The following is a 20,704-nucleotide window of genomic DNA, read 5'->3' on the forward strand; positions in this document are numbered from 1 at the left end:
GCCGGGGCACCGCCCCGGCCTCGGGGAACACCCTGACGGGCCCCTGAGCGGTCCCTGACGGGCGCTCAGAGCGCCCGGACGCCCCGCTGCCAGACGGCGGAGACCAGCGGCACTCCGGGGCGGTAGGCGAGGTGGACGTGCGAGGGGGCGTCCAGGAGGGTGAGGTCGGCGCGGGCGCCTGGGGTCAGGCGGCCGATGTCGGTGCGCCGCAGGGCGGCCGCGCCGCCGGCGGTGGCGGACCAGACGGCCTCGTCGGGGGTCATGCCCATGTCCCGTACGGCCAGGGCGACGCAGAAGGGCATCGAACTGGTGAAGGACGAGCCCGGGTTGCAGTCCGTGGACAGCGCGACCGTGGCGCCGGCGTCCAGGAGCCGGCGGGCGTTCGGCCACTGGGCGCGGGTGGAGAACTCGGCGCCGGGCAGCAGCGTGGCGACGGTGTCGCCGTTCGCCAGGGCGTCGACGTCCGCGTCGGTCAGATGGGTGCAGTGGTCGGCGGAGGCCGCGCCCACCTCCACCGCGAGCTGGACGCCGGGTCCGTGGCCCAGCTGGTTGGCGTGGACGCGCGGGAGGAGACCGTGCCGCTTGCCGGCCTCCAGGACCGCACGGGCCTGGTCGCCGTCGAAGGCGCCCTTCTCGCAGAACACGTCGACCCAGCGGGCGTGCGGGGCGCACGCCTTCAGCATCTCGCCGGTGACGAGGGCGACGTAGCCGTCCGGGTCGTCGGCGAACTCCGGGGCGACGATGTGCGCGCCGAGGTAGGTGACCTCGTCGGTGTGGGCGGCGGCGATGCGCAGGGCACGGGCCTCGTCGTGGGTGGTCAGGCCGTAGCCGGACTTCGTCTCGAAGGTCGTGGTGCCCTGGCGCAGGGCCTCGGAGAGGTAGCGGGTGAGGTTCGCCTCGAGGTCGGCGTCGCTCGCCGCGCGGGTGGCCGCCACCGTGGTGCGGATGCCGCCCGCGCTGTAAGCGCGCCCGGACATCCGGGCGTTGAACTCGGCGGTGCGGTCGCCCGCGAAGACCAGGTGGGAGTGGGAGTCCACGAAGCCGGGCAGGCCCGCGCGCCCTTCGGCGTCGACCGCGTTGTCAGTGGCGGGTGCTTTGCTGGTCTCACCGACCCAGGCGACGCGGTCGCCGTCGATGACGACGGCCGCGTCCTGGATCAGGCCGAGGGGGCCTTCACCGAGGGAGGGGTCGTTGGTGACGAGACTGCTGATGTTGATGATCGCCGTGCTCATGCTGTCTCCGGTCCTCGGCGTCAGCCGCGCAGGGCGGCGATGGAGTCGGCCAGGGCCCGCGGCACGTCCGGTACGAGCTGGTGGACCCCGTCCCGTACGACGTGCCGCCCGCCCACGACCGTATGGGCGATGTCCGCGCTGGTCGCGGCGAATACGGCCGTCTCGGCCCCGTGCCGCGGGGCCGGTCCGGCGGTACGGACCGAGTCCAGCGCGACGGTCGTGAAGTCGGCGAGCGCGCCCGGCTCGATGCGGCCCGCGTCGGCCCAGCCGAGCGAGGCGTGGCCGTCGGCGGTGGCGGCGCGCAGCAGGGCGGACGCCGTCCAGTGGCCGCGGGTGCGGGTGCGCAGCCGCTCGTCGAGCTCCATGGCGCGGGCCTCTTCGAGCAGGTCGATCACGGCGTGGCTGTCGCTGCCCAGGGACAGCGGGCTGCCGGCCTGCTGAAGGCGGACGGCGGGGCCGATGCCGTCGGCGAGGTCCCGTTCGGTGGTGGGGCACATGCAGATCGTCGTGTTCGAGCCGCCGAGGAGGCTGATGTCCTCGTCGCTCAGGTGCGTGGCGTGCACGGCGGAGGTGCGGGGGCCGAGCACGCCGTGGTCGGCGAGCAGTCGCGTGGGGGTGCGGCCGTGGGCCGCGAGGCAGGCCTCGTTCTCGGCGGTCTGCTCGGAGAGGTGCACGTGGAGCGGTGCCTGGCGCTCGTCCGCCCAGCCGGCGACGGTCGCCAGCTGATCTGCGGGCACGGCCCGCACGGAATGCACGGCGGCGCCGATGCGGGCGTGGCCGGCCGGCTTGAGGCCGGCCGCGCGCTCGGCCCAGGCGTCGGCCGTGCCGTCGGAGAAGCGGAGCTGGTGGTGGTTGGGGGGCTCCCCGAAGCCCGAAGAAAGGTAGGCGGTGTCGAGGAGGGTGATGCGGATGCCGGCTTCGTCGGCGGCCGCGATCAGGGCCTCGCCCATGGCGTTGGGGTCGGCGTAGGGGGTGCCGCCGGGGGCGTGGTGGACGTAGTGGAACTCGCCGACGCAGGTGATGCCGGCCAGCGCCATCTCGGCATAGGTGGCACGGGCGAGGGCGTGGTAGCTGTCGGGGGTGAGCCGGTCGGCGACGCTGTACATCACCTCGCGCCACGTCCAGAAGGTGCCCGCGCCGACCTGGGTGCGGCCCCGCAGGGCACGGTGGAAGGCGTGGCTGTGCGCGTTGGCCAGCCCCGGGAGGGTCAGCCCGTGCAGGGCGACCGCGCCCGGCGGCGGGGCCGGGACGTCGGTGCGCACGGCCGTGATCCGGCCGTCGGTGACGTCGACGGCCACGCCCGGCTCGACGGAGGCGCCGAGCCAGGCGTGCTCGGCCCAGTAGGTCACCTGCACGCGAGGCCCTCCAGTACGTCGGCCAGGGCGTTCACTCCGGCGACGCAGTCGTCCTCGGACGCCGTTTCGGCGGGCGAGTGCGAGACGCCGGTGGGGTTGCGCACGAACAGCATGGCGGTGGGAATGACGCCGGAGAGGATACCGGCGTCGTGTCCGGCGCCCGTGGGCAGCACGGGGACGCCGCCCAGCAGCTTGGCGAGCTCGTCGCGGAGGTCGTGGGCGAACTCCACGACGGGCGTGAAGGACTCCCGGGTGACCCGGACGTCGACGCCGTCGCGCTCCCCGCGTTCGAGGGCGGCCTGTTCGATGCCGGCGACGACGGCGGCGAGGGTCTCCTCGTCGGCGGCGCGCGAGTCCAGCCAGCCGCGCACGAGGGAGGCGATGGCGTTGACGCCGTTGGGCTCGACGCTGACCTTTCCGAAGGTCGCCAGGGCGCCGGCGAGGCGGGCCTTCTTGCGGGCGGCGAGCACGGTGTTGGCGTAGGTCAGCATCGGGTCGCGGCGGTCCTCGATGCGGGTGGTGCCGGCGTGGTTGGCCTCGCCGTGGAAGTCGAACCGCCAGCGTCCGTGGGGCCAGATGGCGGAGGCGACGCCGACCGCGTGGTCCGTCTCCGCGAGGGCGCGGCCCTGCTCGACGTGGAGCTCCACGAACGCGCCGATGCGGGCGAGGCGTTCGGGGTCGGCCCCGATGGCCTCCGGGTCGTGGCCGGCGCGCTCCATGGCCTGGGCCAGGGAGATCCCGTCGCCGTCGCGGAGGGCGTGGGCCTTGTCCACGGTCAGCTGCCCGGCGGTCAGCCGGGAGCCGACGCAGGCCAGGCCGAAGCGGGCGCCTTCCTCGTCGCCGAAGTTGACGATGGCGAGGGGGCGGCCCGGCTTCGCGCCGCGCGAGCGCAGCTCGTCCAGCGCGGCGAAGGACGACACGACGCCGAGCGGCCCGTCGAAGGCGCCGCCGTCCGGGACGGAGTCCAGGTGGGAGCCGGTGACGACGGCGTCACCGGCGGTGGGGTCGCCGAGCCAGGCCCACTGGTTGCCGTTGCGGTCGAGCTCGTAGGTGAGCCCGCGGGTCTCGGCCTGCGCGCGGAACCATGCGCGGCAGTCGGCGTCGGCGCCGGTCCAGGCGAAGCGGCGGTATCCACCGGTGTCTTCGTTGCGCCCGATGGGCGCGAGGTCGCGCCACATCTCGTGGAACGACGAGGGCGTGGGCAGTCGTTCCGCCGGGGCGGAACGGGTGGGCACGCTACGGTCCGCACCCGGCGACGGCGCTTCAGCCCCACCGGGGGCACCCGCTTCAGCTGCGGGCCGGTGGTCAGGTTGTGCCCACCCGTCCCGCCCTGCGGGACGATTGCCCACAACCATTACGCCTCACCCTCGCGCATCGGGATGCGAACCCCGCGGTCCTCGGCCACCGTCTCCGCGATGTCGTACCCGGCGTCCACGTGCCGGATCACGCCCATCCCCGGGTCGTTCGTCAGGACGCGGCGGATCTTCTCGCCCGCCAGCGCCGTGCCGTCGGCGACCGTGACCTGGCCCGCGTGGATGGAGCGGCCCATGCCGACGCCGCCGCCGTGGTGGAGGGAGACCCACGAGGCGCCCGAGGCCACGTTGACCATGGCGTTGAGCAGCGGCCAGTCCGCGATCGCGTCGGAGCCGTCGAGCATGGCCTCGGTCTCGCGGTAGGGGGAGGCCACCGAGCCGCAGTCGAGGTGGTCACGGCCGATGGCCAGCGGCGCGGCGAGCGTGCCGTCGGCGACCATCTCGTTGAAGCGCTCGCCGGCCTTGTCGCGCTCGCCGTAGCCGAGCCAGCAGATGCGGGCGGGCAGGCCCTGGAAGTGGACGCGCTCCCCGGCCATCTTGATCCAGCGGGCGAGGGACTCGTTCTCGGGGAAGAGTTCGAGCATCGCCTTGTCGGTCTTGTGGATGTCGGCCGGGTCTCCCGACAGCGCCGCCCAGCGGAAGGGACCCTTGCCCTCGCAGAAGAGGGGGCGGATGTAGGCGGGGACGAAGCCGGGGAAGTCGAAGGCGCGGGTGTAGCCGGCCAGCTGGGCCTCGCCGCGGATGGAGTTGCCGTAGTCGAAGACCTCGGCGCCCGCGTCCTGGAAGCCGACCATGGCCTCGACGTGCCTGGCCATCGACTCGCGCGCCCGCACCGTGAAGTCGGCGGGCTTCTCGGCGGCGTAGGTGGCCATCTCGTCGAAGTCGACGCCGACCGGCAGGTAGGCCAGCGGGTCGTGGGCGGAGGTCTGGTCCGTCACGATGTCGATGGGGGCGTTCATGGCGAGCAGCTGCGGGACGAGCTCGGCCGCGTTGCCCAGGACGCCGATGGACAGCGGGCGACGGGCGTCGCGGGCCTCGACGGCCAGCTGGAGGGCGTGGTCGAGGGAGTCGGCCTTGACGTCGAGGTAGCGGTGCTCGATGCGGCGCTCGATGGCGCGCGGGTCGCAGTCGATGCACAGGGCGACGCCGTCGTTCATGGTGACGGCCAGCGGCTGGGCGCCGCCCATGCCGCCGAGGCCGGCGGTGAGGGTGATCGTCCCGGCCAGGGTGCCGCCGAACTTCTTCGCCGCGACGGCGGCGAAGGTCTCGTACGTGCCCTGGAGGATGCCCTGGGTGCCGATGTAGATCCAGGAGCCGGCCGTCATCTGGCCGTACATGGTCAGGCCGAGGTGCTCCAGGCGGCGGAACTCCTCCCAGTTGGCCCAGTCGCCGACGAGGTTGGAGTTGGCGATCAGTACGCGCGGCGCCCACTCGTGGGTCTGCATGACGCCGACCGGCCGGCCGGACTGGACCAGCATGGTCTCGTCCTGCTTGAGGTTCTGCAGGGTGCGGACCATGGCGTCGAAGGAACGCCAGTCGCGGGCGGCCTTGCCCGTGCCGCCGTAGACGACGAGCTTGTCGGGGTGCTCGGCCACCTCCGGGTCGAGGTTGTTCTGCAGCATCCGCAGTGCGGCTTCCTGCTGCCAACCCCGGGCGCTCAGCTCGGTGCCTCGCGGCGCTCGCACGGGTCGCGGTCCTGACATGGGCCCTGCCTCCCTGGCTCTGAATGGAACATTGCACAGTTTGGGCCGCTGAATACCGCTAGTCAACAGCTTCTCGGCGGACACCGGCCCCGGGCAGTGGTGGAGTAGTGCACATGGGCCTCGACGAACGAGCGCGGGAAGGCGCCGCGAGCGCCGCCCGGCGGGACGCGGCCGTGCGGGCCGCCGTGCGGCAGCAGGTGGTGAGCGCCCGGCAGCCCGTGGTGGCACTGCTGGACGTACAGGGCATCAGCGCGGCGGCAAAGGCGCTGCGGGCGGCGTTCGCGGAGGTGGGCGGCGGGACGGAGATCCTGCACACCTTCGCCGTGAAGGCGACCCCGCTGGTGCCCGTACTGCGGCTGCTGGCCGCCGAAGGGCTGGGCGCCGAGGTCGCGAGCCCCGGCGAGCTGGCGCTGGCCCGGGCGGCGGGCGTGCCGGCCGGGCGCACGGTGCTGGACTCGCCGGCGAAGACCACCGGCGAGCTGCGCGAGGCGCTCGCCGCCGGGATCACCGTCAACGCCGACAGCCGGGAGGAGCTGACGCGGCTGGACGCCCTCCTCGCCGCCGTGCCCAGCGCCTCGCCGGTCGGCCTGCGGGTGAACCCCCAGGTCGGCGGCGGCAGCATCGGCGCCCTCAGCACGGCCACGGCGACCTCGAAGTTCGGTGTGGCCCTGCGGGACGAGGGGGCGCGCGAATGGCTGGTGGACGCGTATCTGCGGCGGCCGTGGCTGACCCGGATCCACGCCCACGTCGGGTCGCAGGGCTGCCCGCTGGAGCTGATGGCCGCAGGGGTGCGGGAGGTCGTCGAGCTGGCCGAGGAGGTCAACCGCGCCCACCGGGCCGCCGGCGGCGAGGGGAGCCGGATCGACACCGTCGACATCGGTGGCGGTCTGCCGGTGAACTTCGCCTCCGACGACGTCGCGCCCACCCACCGCGAGTACGCGCGGCTGCTGGCCGCCACCGTCCCGGCCCTGTTCGACGGGCGCTACGGCCTGGTCACCGAGTTCGGCCGGTCGCTGCTGGCCAAGAGCGGGACGATCCTGGCCCGGGTGGAGTACACGAAGTCGGCCGGTGGCCGCCGGATCGCGGTGACCCACGCGGGCGCGCAGGTGGCGGTGCGCACGGTCTTCGCGCCCGAGTCGTGGCCGCTGCGGGTGGCGGTGTTCGACGCCGAGGGGCGGCCCAAGCGGGCCGCCCCCGTGGCGCAGGACGTCGCCGGGCCGTGCTGCTTCGCGGGCGACCTGGCCGCGGTCGACCGCCTCCTGCCCCGCATCGAGGCAGGGGACCACGTCGCCCTGCTCGACACCGGCGCGTACTACTTCTCGCACCACTACGCGTACAACACTCTGCCCCGCCCGGGGGTTTACGGCTTTGCCGCGGACCAACAGGACGTGCGTTTCGCGACCGTACGACCGCCCCAGACCCTCGAGGAGCTCGTCGCCGAGAGCGGCGGCGCCCACGCGGCGGACCTCAGCGCGCTGCGCCGACCGTGACCCCGCCCGGCGGCGTCGCGCCGCCCCGGCGCCGGGCGCCTCCCGGCAGGGCGTCGCCCGCGGCGAGCCCCGTGGTGAGGTAGCCGGGCACGGCCTTGGCGGCGGGGCTGCCCTGCGCCCAGTCCGTGCGCACCCACAGCAGCGCCTCGGCGCGGCGCTCCAGGCCGCCCAGCCACAGCGCCTTGGCCCACAGGCCCGTCGCCGTGCCGGCCATGGCCAGCCCGGCCGCGGCCGGCACCGCGAAGCAGGAGCCGACGGCGGCGAGGAAGGCGGCCGTCAGCCACCAGCGCCGCCCGCGCCGCCAGTTGCGCGCGGTCACGGCGCGGTCCTGGAGGAAGACGGACCGGCCCGCGCGCGAGGCGCCGCGCGCCAGCCGCGCGTACCGCCCGCGCCGCGCGGCGAAGGCCGCGGCCCCGGCGAGGATGAACAGCGCCGCCCCGGCCAGCAGGCCGATCCGGCGCCCGGTCAGCCCCGGCACCAGGGCTCCGGTACCCGCGCTCAGCACTCCCAGCCACCACAGCGGACCGGCCGGCGCTCTGACCACCACGGCGACCCGCGCCAGCGCATACGCTCCGCGCCCCACGGCAGACCTCCTCGTTCCTCGGGCTCGCGCCGGGCACGCTAGCCAACGAATCTGAGGACCGGCTGAGAGACGCCCGGGCGTCGCCGGTCCACCGGAGGTCATACCCAGGTATCAGGCGCGGGTTGGCTCCCGCGTATGTCGCCCGCGGGCAGGGCCGGTCCCTAGGGTCGGCGCATCAGCACAGTGGTGGGAGGAGCCGAGGATGCCGGTGAACGAACGGGGACTGCGCCGACGGGCGTTGGTGGCGGCGGGGGCACTGGCGCTGACCGGCCTGTTGAGCGCGTTCGCCCCCCACGCGGACGCCGCCGGGGCGCCCCCCGGCGCCGCCGCGGCCCACGTCGCCCTGCCGGGGCCCACCGGACCGTACGCCGTGGGCACCACCACCCGGCACCTGGTCGACGCCTCGCGCGAGGACCCCTGGCACCCCGGGCGCGGCCACCGCGAGGTGAGCGTCGGCTTCTGGTACCCGGCGGCCCCCGGCGAGCAGGGCACCGCCCACCGCACCGCGCCCCACATGGAGCCCCGCGCGGCCGCCCACTTCGGCTCCGCGACCGGCGCGGGCACCCTCAACCAGGGCGTGCCCGCCGGCGCGGCGGACTGGGCCGGCACGCGCACGCACGCGCGCGTGGACGCCCCCGCCGCCCGCGGGGCCGCGCGCCCGGTCGTGCTGTACTCGGCGGGCCTGGGCGACCCCCGGACGTGGAACACCTCGCTCGTGGAGGACCTGGCCTCGCGCGGCTATGTGGTCGTCACGGTCGACCACACCTACGACTCCTCGGAGGTGGCCCTGTCCGGCGGCCGGCTCGCGACGTCCGTTCTGCCGGAGCTCGCCGCGAAACCCGGCACCGACATCGACGCGGTACTGCGCAAGGCCATGCGGGCGCGGGTCGACGACGCCCGCTTCGTGCTGGACGTCCTCGGCGCCCCCGGGCGCCGCCCGGCCCTGCCGAAGGACCTGGCGGACGCCATGGACCTGCGTCGCGTGGGCATGGTGGGCCACTCGGCGGGCGGCTTCGCGGCCGTGCAGACGATGCACGACGACCGCCGCGTCCGGGCCGCCGTCAACATGGACGGCACGATGGAGTTCCCCGCCCCGGACGGCACCGGAAGCCGCCTGGGCACGGCGCCCCGCGACGGCGTGGACCGGCCGTTCCTGCTGATGGGCACGGACGCGGCGGACTCCGGCCCGTACGAGGGGCAGCCGTCCTGGAAGGCCCTGTGGGAGCACTCGCGCGGCTGGCGCGGCAACGTCACCCTGACCGGCTCGCAGCACGGCGCGTACACGGACGCGGCTCCCCTGCTGCCGCAGCTGGCCCGGCAGCAGGCGCTGCCGTGGGAGACGGTCCGCAAGAACGTGGGGAGTGTGGATCCGCAGCGGGCGGTGGCGGCGACGCGGGCGTACGTGGCGTCGTTCCTCGACCGGTTCCTCGGGGGCCGGGACGACCATCTGCTGGACGGCCCCTCGGAGCGCTTCCCGGAGATGCGGCACGCCCGCTAGGGCGGACGCGGCGGCGGGGCCTGCTCACTCCACGAACAGGCCCCGCGCCGCCGCCTTCACGTCGAACTCCTCCAGCCTCGCCTGAGCGTCCGGCAGCGCGTCGCACATCGCCTCCAGCAGCACCCGGCCCAGCAGCATCGGCGCGCACGCCGTGTCGAAGGCCAGGCCCGTGCCGACGGCCGCCGGCAGCAGCAGGTCGCTGTGGCGGGCGACAGGGGCGAAGGTGGAGTCGGCGACCGTGACGACCGTCAGCCCGACGCCGCGGGCGTACTCCAGGGCGTCGACGACCTCGCGCGGGTGGCGCGGCAGCGCGAAGCACAGCAGCGCGCTCGCACCCGCCCGCACGGCGGCGTCGACGCGGTCGACGAGCAGCGTGCCGCCCTCGTTGAGCAGCCGCACGTCGGGGTGGACCTTGCGCGCGAAGTAGGCGAAGCCGCCCGCCTGGGCGGCGGCGGCCCGCAGGCCCAGGACGGGCAGCGGCCGGGAGGCGGCCAGCAGCCGGCCGGCGCGGGCGACGGGCTCGGGGTCGGAGAGCAGCGAGGCGAGGTGGCGGAGGTTGTCGATCTCGGCGTGGACGGCCTGCTGGTACTCGTTGTACGAGCTGTCGGCCGGCGCCTCGACGGCGGGGACCACGTCGCGCAGGTGCCGGCGCAGCGCGGGGTAGCCGTCGAAGCCGAGGGCGACCGCGAAGCGGGTGACGGAGGGCTGGCTGACCCCGGCGAGGTCGGCGAGCTCCACGCTGGAGAGGAAGGGCGCGTCGGCGGCGCGCCGCACCATGCAGTGCGCGATGCGGCGCTGAGTGGGCGTCAGCCGGTGCCCCTCGAAGAGCTTCTGCAGCCGCGCGATGGCCTCCGGCTCGCCCCCGGTCTCGCTCATCGGCCCTCCTTGACCGTTCGCCCTTGATCATTCATTGATCCGAGCCCTGCATGAAATTATGCAGCGTACGCGACGCGCCGGGCGCTCACAGCGGCGGCAGCAGCTTCTTCTGCGGCTTGCCCATCGCGTTGCGCGGCAGCGCCTCCAGGAAGCGGATGCGCCGCGGGCGCTTGTGCACGGAGAGGTGGCCGGCCACGAAGTCGATCAGCTCCCGCTCGCCGACGCCGTCGGCCACCACATAGGCGACGACCTCCTGGCCCAGGTCCTCGTGCGCCACGCCGACCACGGCGGCCTCGCTGACGGCCGGGTGGTCCAGCAGCGCGTTCTCCACCTCGCCCGCCCCGATGCGGTAGCCCCCGGACTTGATCAGGTCGGTGGAGGCGCGGCCCACGATGCGGTGGGTGCCGTCGGCGTCGAGGGAGGCGATGTCGCCCGTGCGGAACCAGCCGTCGGCCGTGAAGGAGGCCGCCGTCGCCTCGGGCCGGCCCAGGTACCCGGAGAACAGCGTCGGGCCGCACACCTCCAGCTCCCCGATGCCGCCCTCCTCGCCGGTGGCCACCACCCGGGTCCGTACGCCGCGCAGCGGCAGGCCCACCGAGCCCTGGCGGCGGTCGCCGTCGGCCCGGGTGGAGACGGTGATCAGGGTCTCGGTCATGCCGTAGCGCTCGACGGGCCGCTGTCCCGTGAGCGCCTCCAGGTCGCGGAAGACGGGCGCGGGCAGCGCCGCGCTGCCCGACACCAGCAGCCGTGCCCCGCTCAGGGCCCGGGCGGCGGACGGCTCGCGGACCACGCGCGACCACACGGTCGGCACCCCGAAGTAGAGGCTGCCGCCGGCCGCCGCGTACGCCTCGGGGGTGGGACGGCCGGTGTGCACCAGGCGGCAGCCGGTGCGCAGGGCGCCCAGCACGCCCAGGACGAGGCCGTGGACGTGGAAGAGCGGCAGCCCGTGCACGAGCGTGTCCTCGGCCGTCCACTGCCAGGCCTCCGCGAGCCCGTCCAGGCCCGCGGCGACGGCGCCGCGCGGGATGAGCGCGCCCTTGGGCGCCCCGGTCGTGCCGGAGGTGTAGAGCACGAACGCGGTCGCCTTCGCGTCCGGTTCGGGGCCGGACCACGCGCCGCGCTCCCGCAGGTCCACCGGCACGTCCTCGCCCAGCACCAGCTCGGCGCCGGAGTCGCGCAGGATGTGCTCGCGCTCGGCCGTCCCGGCGTCCGGCGGCAGCGGCACGACCGGCACCCCCGCCAGCAGGGCGCCCACCACGGCGACGACGGTCTCGGGCACGGCCTCGGCCCGCACGGCCACGGACGCGGCCCCCGCGATCCGCGCGGCCACCGCCCCCGCGGCGCCCAGGAGTTCCTCCCGCGAGCAGGACCGCCCGGCGACGGTCAGCGCGTCCGGCCGGTCGGCCGCGTCCGGCGCGGCGAGGGCGGACAGCAGGGGTACGGACATGGAGGTGCTCCTTCCACGGGTGCCCCCGGCGAACGGGGGGCACCCCCTCTGCGGATACGGGTGCTGGCCCCACCGACGCGGGGCCCTCGGCGACCGTACCGTCGAAGGCATGATGGCCCGGGACCTTGACCTGAAGAAGGACCTCGACGCGACCGTGCAGGCCCGCAAGGAGCTGGGCGCGGAGTACGAGTCGGAGCTCATCGACTCCTTCCTGGAGAAGGTGGAGCACCGCATCGAGCAGAAGCTGGACGCCTCGGCGGACCGGCAGGTGCGCCGGCATCTGGCCGAGCGCCGGATGGAGACGGCCCGCGGCGGCGGGCGGGAAGGCGGAGCGGGCACGGGGAGCTTCGGCGAACGCTTCGGCTTCGCCGCGGTGTCGCTGGTGCTCGCCGTCCCGCTGTCGGCGATCGGAGCCGTCAACGCCCACCTGCCGGGCCTGCTGGTGACCTGGGCGGGGATCGTGGGCGTGAACGCCGTCCATGCCGCGGGAGGGCTGCCGTGGGGGGCGGATGCCCGCCGGCGGGGCGGGGAGCGGGACTAGCCCGGCGTCCTGCGTGCCGCGGGGACTGCGCCGCCCGCGGGAGGGGGCGAAGGACCGACGCCCCTCGCGCGGGCGGGGAGTTCGGCGGGGGCCGCCGCACCCCGGCCGGAGCCGGGGTCGGGACGGCGGCGGTCCCCGCGACGGACCCGGCCGGCCCCGGGGGTGCCGGGTGCCGGTGCCGCGTCCGGACGGCCGTGGAAGTCCGGGAGCCGCTCCGGATTTTCCTGCCGCCGCACTCGGGATGCCGGCCCGGAGGTGTCCCCCGCACCGGCAACCCTCACTATGCCGGGCCCGTGTTAAGCGGATGCTGCGCGCACGTGACGCCCGCGTGCATCTTTCGACGGGCGGCCGGCCCGCGTGCGGCGGCCGCCGGAAGGGCGGTTACTTGGCCGCGCCGCCGTTGCCGCCCTCGGCGAGGAAGGCCAGCAGGTCCTGACGGCTCACCACACCGGTGGGCTTGCCCTCGACGATCACGATGGCGGCGTCCGCGCTGCCGAGCACGGCCATCAGGTCCGCGACCGGCTCACCGGCGCCGACCACCGGCAGCGGCCGGCTCATGTGCTTCTCCAGCGGGTCCTCGAGCGAGGCGCGCTGGGTGAACAGCGCGTCCAGCAGGTCGCGTTCGACGACCGAGCCGATGACCTCGGCGGCCATGACGTCGGGGTGGCCGGCGCCCGGCTTGACGATCGGCATCTGCGAGACGCCGTACTCGCGCAGCACCTGGATCGCCTCGCCGACGGTCTCCTCGGGGTGCATGTGCACCAGCGAGGGCAGGCCGCCGTCCTTGCGCCGCAGGACGTCGCCGACGCGCGCGGCGTCGCCGGGCTCCTCCAGGAAGCCGTAGTCCGCCATCCACTCGTCATTGAAGATCTTGCTCAGGTAGCCGCGGCCGCTGTCGGGCAGCAGGACGACGACCACGTCGTCCGGGCCGAGGCCCTCGGCCGCGCGCAGGGCGGAGACGACCGCCATGCCGCAGGAGCCGCCGACGAGCAGGCCCTCCTCCTTGGCGAGGCGGCGCGTCATCTGGAAGGCGTCCTTGTCGGAGACCGCGATGATCTCGTCGATCACCGTGCCGTCGTAGCAGTCCGGCCAGAAGTCCTCACCGACGCCCTCGATCAGGTACGGCCGGCCGGAACCGCCGCTGTAGACCGAGCCCTCGGGGTCGGAGCCGATGACCTTGACCCGGCCGTCGCTGATCTCCTTGAGGTAGCGGCCGGTGCCGCTGATGGTGCCGCCGGTGCCGCAGCCCGCCACGAAGTGGGTGATCTTCCCCTCCGTCTGCGCCCACAGCTCGGGACCGGTCGACTCGTAGTGCGAGAGCGGGTTGTTGGGGTTGCTGTACTGGTTCGGCTTCCAGGCGTTCGGCGTCTCGCGCACGAGCCGGTCGGAGACGTTGTAGTACGAGTCCGGGTGCTCGGGGTCGACGGCGGTCGGGCAGACGACGACCTCTGCCCCGTACGCCCGCAGTACGTTGATCTTGTCCTGCGAAACCTTGTCAGGGCACACGAAGATGCACTTGTAGCCCTTCTGCTGGGCCACGATGGCCAGGCCCACGCCCGTGTTGCCGGAGGTCGGCTCGACGATGGTGCCGCCCGGCTTGAGCTCGCCCGACTTCTCCGCGGCTTCGATCATCCGCAGAGCGATCCGGTCCTTCACGGAACCGCCGGGGTTGAAGTACTCGACCTTGGCAAGCACGGTGGCCTGGATGCCATCGGTCACGCTGTTGAGCTTGACGAGCGGGGTGTTGCCGACGAGCTCAATCATCGAATCGTGATACTGCACGGTGATCTCCGCGGTCAGGGGCACTAGCGGTCGTCGCGTACCCGTATGCCCAGCCTATTGCGCGTCCGACTGCACTAGTGGCGCGTTGCGTGCGGCGGTCCCCGGGGCAACCTGCTGATAGCGCGCCCCGACAAGGGTGCGCGGGCTTCGTGAAGCTTTGATGAAGTATTTGTAAAACGGCTTATTAACGAGTTTCCTGGCGTCGAGGAGGCCGGCCGATGTCCATGCAGAGGGCGAGGGTCGCACGGCGGATCGCGGCTGCGGCGGCGTACGGAGGCGGCGGTGCGGGCCTGCTGGGCGGGGCCGCGCTCGGCCTCCTGCTCACCGAGGTCGCGCTGGCCAGGCGCGTGGTCGGCGGCCACGGCGACACCCCGCCGCACGCGGACGGCCGCTACGGCTCCGCCTTCGTGCACCGGCTGGGCCGGCCACCCCTGCGGCTGGGCGTCCTGGGCGACTCCACGGCCGCCGGCCAGGGCGTGCACCGCCCCCGCCAGACCCCGGGGGCCCTGCTGGCCACCGGGCTCGCGGCGGTCGCCGAGCGGCCGGTGGAGCTGCGCACGGTGGCGCTGTCCGGCGCGCAGTCCTACGACCTGGAGCGGCAGGTCACCCAGATCCTGTCCGACCCGGAGCACACCCCTGACGTCTGCGTGATCATGATCGGCGCCAATGACGTCACCCACCGCGTGCCCTACGCCCGCTCCGTGCGCCTGCTGTCGGAAGCGGTGCGCAGGCTGCGGGACGCGGGCTGCGAGGTGGTGGTGGGCACCTGCCCCGACCTGGGCACGATCGAGCCGGTCTACCAGCCGCTGCGCTGGCTGGCCCGGCGGCTGAGCCGCCAGCTGGCGGCGGCGCAGACGATAGGGGTGCTGGAGGCGGGCGGCCGCACGGTCTCGCTCGGCGACCTGCTGGGCCCGGAATTCGCGGCGAACCCCCGCGAGCTGTTCGGCCCGGACAACTACCACCCCTCCGCCGAGGGCTACGCCACCGCGGCCATGGCCGTGCTGCCCACGCTCTGCGCGGCGCTGGGGCTGTGGCCCGAGGACGAGGAGCGCCCGGACGCGGCGCGCCGCGAGGGCATCCTGCCGGTGGCCCGGGCGGCGGCGGAGGCGGCCGCCGAGGGCGGCACCGAGGTCACGCCGACGGCGCGCGGCCGCTGGGCCCTGCTCAAGCACCGCAAGCGCCGGCGGCTGCCCGTGCACACGGAGGCGGTGGTCAACCACTTCCGGGCCAGGGACCGGACGTAGCCGGACGTAGCCTGGAGGAACGCCGACTGAGCGCTTGCTCGGCAAAGAGGCCCGCATCACAGCCGCGAGCGCGTGACCCGAGCGCTACGTGCGGGTAACTTCCCGGAGAGTCCGGAGAGTAAGCCCATCAGCGCCCTGGAGCCGTGATGCCCGAAGCCGTGATCGTCTCAACCGCCCGCTCCCCGATCGGTCGCGCCTTCAAGGGCTCCCTGAAGGAGCTGCGGCCCGACGACCTCACCGCCACGATCATCCAGGCGGCGCTCGCCAAGGTACCCGGGCTCGACCCGCGCGAGATCGACGACCTGATGCTCGGCTGCGGCCTGCCCGGCGGCGAGCAGGGCCACAACCTGGGCCGCATCGTGGCCGTGCAGATGGGCATGGACCACCTGCCCGCCACCACGATCACCCGCTACTGCGCCTCGTCGCTGCAGACCTCGCGGATGGCGCTGCACGCCATCAAGGCGGGCGAGGGCGACGTCTTCATCTCGGCGGGCGTCGAGTGCGTCTCGCGTTCGGTCAACGGCTCCTCCGACGGCATGCCCGGCACCCACAACCCGCTCTTCGCCGACGCCGAGGCCCGTACGGCCGCCCGCGCCGAGCAGGGCGGCGAGGGCTGGCACGACCCGCGCGAGGACGGCCTGGTGCCGGACGCCTACATCGCGATGGGCCAGACCGCCGAGAACCTGGCGCGCCTCAAGGGCGTCACCCGCCAGGACATGGACGAGTTCGGCGTACGGTCGCAGAACCTCGCCGAGCAGGCCCTGGCCAAGGGCTTCTGGGAGCGCGAGATCACCCCGGTGACCCTCCCCGACGGCACGGTCGTCTCCCAGGACGACGGCCCCCGCGCGGGCGTCACCCTGGAGGGCGTCCAGGGCCTCAAGCCCGCCTTCCGCCCGGACGGCCTGATCACCGCCGCCAACTGCTGCCCGCTCAACGACGGCGCCGCCGCCCTGGTGATCATGTCCGACACCAAGGCGCGCGAGCTGGGCCTGACCCCGCTGGCCCGGATCGTCTCGACGGGCGTCTCGGCGCTCTCCCCCGAGATCATGGGCTACGGCCCGGTGGAGGCCAGCAACCAGGCCCTGCGGCGGGCCGGCCTGACCATCGGCGACATCGACCTGGTCGAGATCAACGAGGCGTTCGCCGCGCAGGTCATCCCCTCCTACCGCGACCTGGGCATCGACATCGACAAGCTCAACGTCAACGGCGGCGCCATCGCGGTCGGCCACCCCTTCGGCATGACCGGCGCGCGCATCACGGGCACGCTGATCAACTCGCTCCAGTTCCACGACAAGCAGTTCGGCCTGGAGACGATGTGCGTGGGCGGCGGCCAGGGCATGGCGATGGTGATCGAGCGGCTGAGCTGAGGCGAAGCGGAGGGTAGGGGTCGCCTGAGGAACGAAGGCGGCACCTGCCCGCAGCGGAGGCGAAGCTCAGCGCGGCAGAAGAAGCGAGCGGCTGAGCTGAGGGACGGGGTCACGAGGCCCCCGACCGCCGGGCAACTGCCAACAGCAACCACCGCCCACCTTGCCGAAACGTGACCGAATCTCCCCCAGGATGTGACCAACATCCCGGGGGAGATTCGTTTCCCCAGGTCAGAGTGGTTGAAGGGGCAACGGCTGGGCCGAAAGTCCCGCCCGGTTCATGACGTATTGCACTGTGGGGCCCCGGAGGCGTGCGCAAAGCTGAGGTAGGAATTCGGGGGATCCATAGCAACCGGGAGTACGTCAGTGAGCGCCATGTCTCTTGCCCTGCTGCTGGCCGCTGCCACCGCCACGGCCGCGGGCGCCGCCGCCCTGTACAGCACTCGCGGTCTGCGCCGCCAGATCACGGCCCTGCGCGCCGACCTGGCCGCCGCCACGGCGGACAGCCGTGCGCACACCCCGGTGCCGTCCGCGCGTACCGCACCGGTCGCCGAGCTGGCGGAGATACGCGAAGCCGTCGCCGACGCGCTCGCGGAGGAGCGCGAGCGGGAGCTGGCCGAGGCCCGTGCGTTCTGGGCCGCGCAGGAGGCCCGCGAGCACGGCACCGCCGCCGACGCCCCCTCCCTGCTGGGCGGCCCGGTCGACGAGCCGCTCCTCGAGGGCCTGTACGGCGGGCTCCACCTTCCCCGGCAGGCCGACTTCGCCGGCCTCGACCCGCTGGCCGACTTCGAGTCCGAGGCCGCGGACTCCCCCGAGCTGGCCGCCGCGCGCCGCCGCCACCCCTCGCACCCGGACTTCACCCCCGCGGCCTCGGCCGTCACCGACCACGAGCGCACCGTCGAGCGCCTCGACGAGCTGGCCGACGCCCGCATCCCGCTGGCCGACGTCCGCCCCGGCCCGCTGGGCACCCTCGACGTCTACGTCTTCGCGGACGGCACCACGGTCTGCATGACCCCCGGCCACCGCGAGACCGCCGAGCGCCTCGCGCAGGCCCTGCGGGCCGGGGAGGCCCCCGTCCTGCTGGGCGGCTCGGGCGTCTCCGGCGCGTACGCCCTGACGTTCCAGTGCGAGACGGAGACCGTCTACGTGCTGGCGGACCGCGTCATCGCCTCGCTGTAGGCCCGCCGGGGCCCCGTCGCGGGCCTGCCGGGCCCGCGGGGACCCCGCCTACAGCCCGCAGCGCCGTGCCGCCGCCTCCACCAGCTCCACGCCCCGGCTCACGCCCTCCGCGACCGCTCCCGAGGCGATGAGAGCTTCGGCCAAATCGTGACCGGCCACCGCCACTTGGTCGGCCACCGCGAACATCCCCGCCTCCGGCATCTCCCGCACCGACGCCGCCCCCGGCTCCTCGATGTGCTGGGTCCAGGCGGCCAACTCTCGGGCCAGGGCCAGCGCTTCCGCGGCCGCACCGCGGCTGAGTCGGGACTGCGGCAAAGCCCGCAGCCGGTCGGCGAAGGTGTCCACAGCGGCCAGAAGAGGCGTCACGTCATCCACGCCACGAGCCTATGCGCCGCCCACCGACTGTTGCCAACGCTTGAACACTCGGGCACGGTGACATGAAGGACCATCATTCGACGCGTCCGGAGGCGCCGATGTCCCACGTCTTCTCCGACGAGACCCACCGGAACCTGCTCTCCCGAATCCCCCACTGCACCGGCCGCGAAGTCGCCGACTGGCTGCGCACGGTCGAGGAAGGACCTTCTCTCTTCCGCTTCGAGGAGAAGGTCAGCTGGCTGCGCGGAGAGCACAATCTCGCTTACGGCCACGCAAAGGCGATCGTCCACGAGTACGACCTCCGCCGGGCCGCGCGGAAGCTTCGGTAGCGGGCGCGGGCCGGGAAAACGGGACAGGGCCCGGGAAGGCATTGCCTTCCCGGGCCCTGTCGTGGATTTATCCACGCCGCGCGCTCGCACGGCGCGAGGGATCCACTAGTCGTTATTCAGGATCGCGATGATCCGGAGGATCTCCGTGTAGATCCACACGAGGGACAGCGTCAGACCGAAGGCCGCCAGCCAGGACTCCTCGCGGGGGGCGCCGTAGCGGACGCCGTCCTCGATCTGCTTGAAGTCCAGCGCCAGGAACGCCGCACCCAGCAGGACGCCCACGACGCCGACGGCGATGCCGAGGCCGCCGCTGCGGAAGCCCAGACCGTCACCGCCGCCGAAGACGGCGAACAGGGAGTTCGCCACCATCAGCAGGAGGAAGCCGATCGCGGCGCCGATCACGAAGCGGGTGAACCGCCGGTCGACCCGGATGATGCGGGTCCGGTACGCGATGAGCACGCCCGCGAAGACGGCCATCGTGCCCAGCACCGCCTGCATCGGGGCGCCGTGCGCGACGTTGTTGTACGCCTGGCTGATCACACCGAGGAAGAGACCCTCGAAGGCCGCGTAGCCCAGGATCAGGGCGGGGGAGGGCTTGGCCTTGAACGACTGGACCAGGCCCAGCACCATCGCCACCAGACCGGCGGCGAAGCCGAGGCCCACGGGCAGCGAGAGCGCCCACGCCGCGCCGGCGGCCACGACGACCGTGCCCAGCGTGATGCCGGTGCGGGCGACGACGTCGTCCATCGTCATCCGGCCGGCGGTCTGGACCGGCGCCTGCGGGTAACCCTGCTGAAGGTCAGGACCGCCCTGGGCGTACGGGTTGGTCGCGTAGGGGTTGGTGGGCTGGGCGTACGGGTTGGTCGGCTGCGCGTACGGGTTTCCCTGGGCCGCGCTCCCGGCCTGCGGCGTCGCGCCGAAGCCCGCGTAGCCGCTGTCGCCGCGGCTGAACCCCCGTCGCGAGAAGACCGGGTTGCTGCTCCTCATCTCACTCCTCCATGGCCACGCTGCGCGGCCTTGGCGTCAAGGGTAATAGGTAGGCAAAAGAATGGCTCTCCTGCTTCGGGACGATCTTTTCTTCCCTTGCCCACATACCGGACAACGCGAACCGACGGCAGTCGGTTCCGTGCGGAAGCACGATAAAGAGAAGAAGAGCGCTAAGGAAGTGTCAAGAGCCCCCGAAGAGGCGGGGCCGGCGAGTGGACGGCAAGGAGGTGCCCGGAGCCGGACTTGAACCGGCACGGCCCGAAGGGCCAGCGAGGTTTAAGCTCGCCGTGTCTGCATTCCACCATCCGGGCGGGGCTCTCGGGCAGCACAGCAGGGGAGGCGCGCGTTCCTCCCCTCGAAGAGAGCAGGACGAGCCTAGCCGGGGAGCGACCCCCAAACAGCGGAACGATGACCCGAGGTTGTCTTATTTTATTGGCAACTGAGGGCCCATCAGTGCTGGGATGACGCCTTTGGCACATGCCAGGGGCCGATCTCCCCCGTTCACCACCCCGCCCCCGGCATGAACCGGAATTGTCGCAATCTCGTCGCCCTCGGTAAGCATCCGGTCTCCTACCCAGGGATGACGGCGGCCCCCTGGAGTACCTCCCGAGCATGTCCCGGAACGGGAGCTACGGCTGATCCGTACGGGGGGTGGGGCAGCGGAGCATGGAGTACGTACCTGAACCGACCGTCCCGACAGGAGTGCTCCCCTGTGACCACCACCCCCTTCGGCGCCCCGGCCGCCGTCCGCACCGCCGCGGTGGCCGCCCGCGCCACGGATCTCACCAAGGTCTACGGACAGGGCGAGACCCAGGTGGTCGCCCTGGACGCCGTGTCCGTGGACTTCCGGCAGGCCGAGTTCACCGCGATCATGGGCCCCTCCGGCTCCGGCAAGTCGACGCTGATGCACTGCATGGCCGGCCTCGACTCCGTCTCCGGCGGCTCGGCCCGCATCGGCGACGTCGAGCTGACCGGGCTGAACGACAAGAAGCTCACCCGGCTGCGCCGCGACAAGATCGGCTTCATCTTCCAGGCCTTCAACCTGCTGCCGACGCTCACCGCCCTGGAGAACATCACGCTCCCCATGGACATCGCCGGCCGCAAGCCCGACAAGCAGTGGCTGGACATGGTCGTCGACACCGTCGGCCTCTCCGGGCGCCTCAAGCACCGCCCGAACCAGCTCTCCGGCGGTCAGCAGCAGCGTGTGGCCGTCGCCCGCGCCCTGGCCGGCCGCCCCGAGATCATGTTCGCCGACGAGCCCACCGGCAACCTCGACTCCCGCTCCGGCGCCGAGGTGCTGGGCTTCCTGCGCAACTCGGTGCGCGAGCTCGGCCAGACCGTCGTCATGGTCACCCACGACCCCGTCGCCGCCTCCTACGCCGACCGCGTCGTCTTCCTCGCCGAAC

Annotated in this window: 18 protein-coding genes and 1 tRNA gene; 8 read left to right on the forward strand and 11 right to left on the reverse strand. The window is 73.6% G+C overall.

Features of this window, described 5'->3' with window-relative positions:
* Window positions 1-65 precede the first annotated feature (65 nt).
* From hutI to hutU, 4 genes are all read right to left on the reverse strand, one after another.
* Window positions 66-1,232, reverse strand: a complete 1,167-nt coding sequence (gene hutI, locus AB0G59_RS06485; RefSeq protein WP_360908689.1) for an imidazolonepropionase — start codon at window positions 1,230-1,232, stop codon at window positions 66-68.
* A gap of 20 nt (window positions 1,233-1,252) precedes the next feature.
* Window positions 1,253-2,587 carry a formimidoylglutamate deiminase gene (locus tag AB0G59_RS06490; protein WP_360908691.1) on the reverse strand — a complete coding sequence of 445 codons (1,335 nt, stop codon included), beginning with the start codon at window positions 2,585-2,587 and terminating at the stop codon, window positions 1,253-1,255.
* Window positions 2,578-3,765, reverse strand: a complete 1,188-nt coding sequence (locus AB0G59_RS06495) for an allantoate amidohydrolase (RefSeq protein ID WP_360909334.1) — start codon at window positions 3,763-3,765, stop codon at window positions 2,578-2,580. The genes AB0G59_RS06490 and AB0G59_RS06495 overlap by 10 nt, the downstream gene beginning before the upstream one ends.
* Window positions 3,766-3,941: 176 nt before the next feature.
* Entirely contained in the window at window positions 3,942-5,603 is a 1,662-nt protein-coding gene (gene hutU / locus AB0G59_RS06500) for a urocanate hydratase (protein ID WP_360908693.1), read from the reverse strand.
* Window positions 5,604-5,716: 113 nt separating this feature from the next.
* Between hutU and AB0G59_RS06505 the strand changes: the two genes are divergently transcribed.
* On the forward strand, window positions 5,717-7,093 hold the full coding sequence (locus AB0G59_RS06505; RefSeq protein WP_360908695.1) for a diaminopimelate decarboxylase: 1,377 nt from the start codon (window positions 5,717-5,719) through the stop codon (window positions 7,091-7,093).
* On the opposite strand, the gene AB0G59_RS06510 is transcribed toward AB0G59_RS06505, so the two are convergent.
* Window positions 7,071-7,676 carry a hypothetical protein gene (locus AB0G59_RS06510; RefSeq protein ID WP_360908697.1) on the reverse strand — a complete coding sequence of 202 codons (606 nt, stop codon included), beginning with the start codon at window positions 7,674-7,676 and terminating at the stop codon, window positions 7,071-7,073. The genes AB0G59_RS06505 and AB0G59_RS06510 overlap by 23 nt on opposite strands.
* A 202-nt stretch (window positions 7,677-7,878) precedes the next feature.
* On the opposite strand from AB0G59_RS06510, the gene AB0G59_RS06515 reads away from it, so the two are divergent.
* Window positions 7,879-9,174: an esterase gene (locus AB0G59_RS06515; RefSeq protein ID WP_360908698.1), complete on the forward strand. Its 1,296-nt coding sequence runs from the start codon at window positions 7,879-7,881 to the stop codon at window positions 9,172-9,174.
* A 24-nt stretch (window positions 9,175-9,198) separates the two neighbouring features.
* On the opposite strand, the gene AB0G59_RS06520 is transcribed toward AB0G59_RS06515, so the two are convergent.
* Window positions 9,199-10,050, reverse strand: coding sequence for a MurR/RpiR family transcriptional regulator (locus AB0G59_RS06520; protein ID WP_071965335.1), 852 nt, complete (start codon window positions 10,048-10,050; stop codon window positions 9,199-9,201).
* 85 nt (window positions 10,051-10,135) lie between these two features.
* A complete protein-coding gene (locus AB0G59_RS06525) occupies window positions 10,136-11,497 on the reverse strand; it encodes an acyl-CoA synthetase (RefSeq protein WP_360908699.1) in 1,362 nt (453 codons plus the stop codon).
* Between the two features lie 109 nt (window positions 11,498-11,606).
* Here AB0G59_RS06525 and AB0G59_RS06530 point away from each other — a divergent pair, with 109 nt between their 5' ends.
* Window positions 11,607-12,038, forward strand: coding sequence for a hypothetical protein (locus AB0G59_RS06530; protein WP_360908701.1), 432 nt, complete (start codon window positions 11,607-11,609; stop codon window positions 12,036-12,038).
* 381 nt (window positions 12,039-12,419) lie between these two features.
* Here the strand turns inward: AB0G59_RS06530 and AB0G59_RS06535 are convergent, their stop codons facing one another.
* Window positions 12,420-13,820 carry a cystathionine beta-synthase gene (locus AB0G59_RS06535; RefSeq protein ID WP_360908703.1) on the reverse strand — a complete coding sequence of 467 codons (1,401 nt, stop codon included), beginning with the start codon at window positions 13,818-13,820 and terminating at the stop codon, window positions 12,420-12,422.
* Window positions 13,821-14,038: 218 nt separating this feature from the next.
* Here AB0G59_RS06535 and AB0G59_RS06540 point away from each other — a divergent pair, with 218 nt between their 5' ends.
* The 3 genes from AB0G59_RS06540 (at window position 14,039) to AB0G59_RS06550 (ending at window position 17,607) form a co-directional block, all read left to right on the forward strand.
* The gene (locus AB0G59_RS06540; protein ID WP_360908705.1) at window positions 14,039-15,064 is read left to right on the forward strand and encodes an SGNH/GDSL hydrolase family protein; all 1,026 of its coding nucleotides are present in this window, start codon (window positions 14,039-14,041) and stop codon (window positions 15,062-15,064) included.
* 146 nt (window positions 15,065-15,210) lie between these two features.
* Window positions 15,211-16,431 carry an acetyl-CoA C-acetyltransferase gene (locus tag AB0G59_RS06545; protein WP_360908707.1) on the forward strand — a complete coding sequence of 407 codons (1,221 nt, stop codon included), beginning with the start codon at window positions 15,211-15,213 and terminating at the stop codon, window positions 16,429-16,431.
* Between the two features lie 363 nt (window positions 16,432-16,794).
* Complete coding sequence (locus AB0G59_RS06550) at window positions 16,795-17,607, forward strand: hypothetical protein (RefSeq protein ID WP_360908709.1); 813 nt, start codon at window positions 16,795-16,797, stop codon at window positions 17,605-17,607.
* 48 nt (window positions 17,608-17,655) lie between these two features.
* On the opposite strand, the gene AB0G59_RS06555 is transcribed toward AB0G59_RS06550, so the two are convergent.
* Window positions 17,656-17,982 carry a hypothetical protein gene (locus tag AB0G59_RS06555; protein ID WP_360908711.1) on the reverse strand — a complete coding sequence of 109 codons (327 nt, stop codon included), beginning with the start codon at window positions 17,980-17,982 and terminating at the stop codon, window positions 17,656-17,658.
* Between the two features lie 98 nt (window positions 17,983-18,080).
* On the opposite strand from AB0G59_RS06555, the gene AB0G59_RS06560 reads away from it, so the two are divergent.
* The gene (locus AB0G59_RS06560) at window positions 18,081-18,311 is read left to right on the forward strand and encodes a DUF4287 domain-containing protein (protein ID WP_071965358.1); all 231 of its coding nucleotides are present in this window, start codon (window positions 18,081-18,083) and stop codon (window positions 18,309-18,311) included.
* Between the two features lie 105 nt (window positions 18,312-18,416).
* Here AB0G59_RS06560 and AB0G59_RS06565 read toward each other — a convergent pair whose 3' ends face one another.
* Entirely contained in the window at window positions 18,417-19,298 is an 882-nt protein-coding gene (locus tag AB0G59_RS06565) for a Bax inhibitor-1/YccA family protein (protein WP_360908713.1), read from the reverse strand.
* A gap of 228 nt (window positions 19,299-19,526) precedes the next feature.
* Window positions 19,527-19,609 (reverse strand) — tRNA-Leu (locus AB0G59_RS06570).
* A 401-nt stretch (window positions 19,610-20,010) separates the two neighbouring features.
* On the opposite strand from AB0G59_RS06570, the gene AB0G59_RS06575 reads away from it, so the two are divergent.
* Window positions 20,011-20,704: ABC transporter ATP-binding protein (locus AB0G59_RS06575; protein ID WP_360908715.1), on the forward strand; the 694-nt coding region annotated here is incomplete at its 3' end.

Origin of the sequence: Streptomyces sp. NPDC021096, assembly GCF_040641275.1 — a bacterium.
GTDB lineage: Bacteria > Actinomycetota > Actinomycetes > Streptomycetales > Streptomycetaceae > Streptomyces.

What these genes read in the sequence shown, in the direction of transcription:
- hutI (WP_360908689.1), bottom strand. Translation starts at nt 1,232, where the DNA reads ATGAGCACGGCGATCATCAACATCAGCAGTCTCGTCACCAACGACCCC.
- AB0G59_RS06495 (WP_360909334.1), bottom strand. Translation starts at nt 3,765, where the DNA reads ATGTGGCGCGACCTCGCGCCCATCGGGCGCAACGAAGACACCGGTGGA.
- hutU (WP_360908693.1), bottom strand. Translation starts at nt 5,603, where the DNA reads ATGTCAGGACCGCGACCCGTGCGAGCGCCGCGAGGCACCGAGCTGAGC.
- AB0G59_RS06505 (WP_360908695.1), top strand. Translation starts at nt 5,717, where the DNA reads ATGGGCCTCGACGAACGAGCGCGGGAAGGCGCCGCGAGCGCCGCCCGG.
- AB0G59_RS06515 (WP_360908698.1), top strand. Translation starts at nt 7,879, where the DNA reads ATGCCGGTGAACGAACGGGGACTGCGCCGACGGGCGTTGGTGGCGGCG.
- AB0G59_RS06520 (WP_071965335.1), bottom strand. Translation starts at nt 10,050, where the DNA reads ATGAGCGAGACCGGGGGCGAGCCGGAGGCCATCGCGCGGCTGCAGAAG.
- AB0G59_RS06525 (WP_360908699.1), bottom strand. Translation starts at nt 11,497, where the DNA reads ATGTCCGTACCCCTGCTGTCCGCCCTCGCCGCGCCGGACGCGGCCGAC.
- AB0G59_RS06530 (WP_360908701.1), top strand. Translation starts at nt 11,607, where the DNA reads ATGATGGCCCGGGACCTTGACCTGAAGAAGGACCTCGACGCGACCGTG.
- AB0G59_RS06540 (WP_360908705.1), top strand. Translation starts at nt 14,039, where the DNA reads ATGTCCATGCAGAGGGCGAGGGTCGCACGGCGGATCGCGGCTGCGGCG.
- AB0G59_RS06545 (WP_360908707.1), top strand. Translation starts at nt 15,211, where the DNA reads ATGCCCGAAGCCGTGATCGTCTCAACCGCCCGCTCCCCGATCGGTCGC.
- AB0G59_RS06560 (WP_071965358.1), top strand. Translation starts at nt 18,081, where the DNA reads ATGTCCCACGTCTTCTCCGACGAGACCCACCGGAACCTGCTCTCCCGA.
- AB0G59_RS06565 (WP_360908713.1), bottom strand. Translation starts at nt 19,298, where the DNA reads ATGAGGAGCAGCAACCCGGTCTTCTCGCGACGGGGGTTCAGCCGCGGC.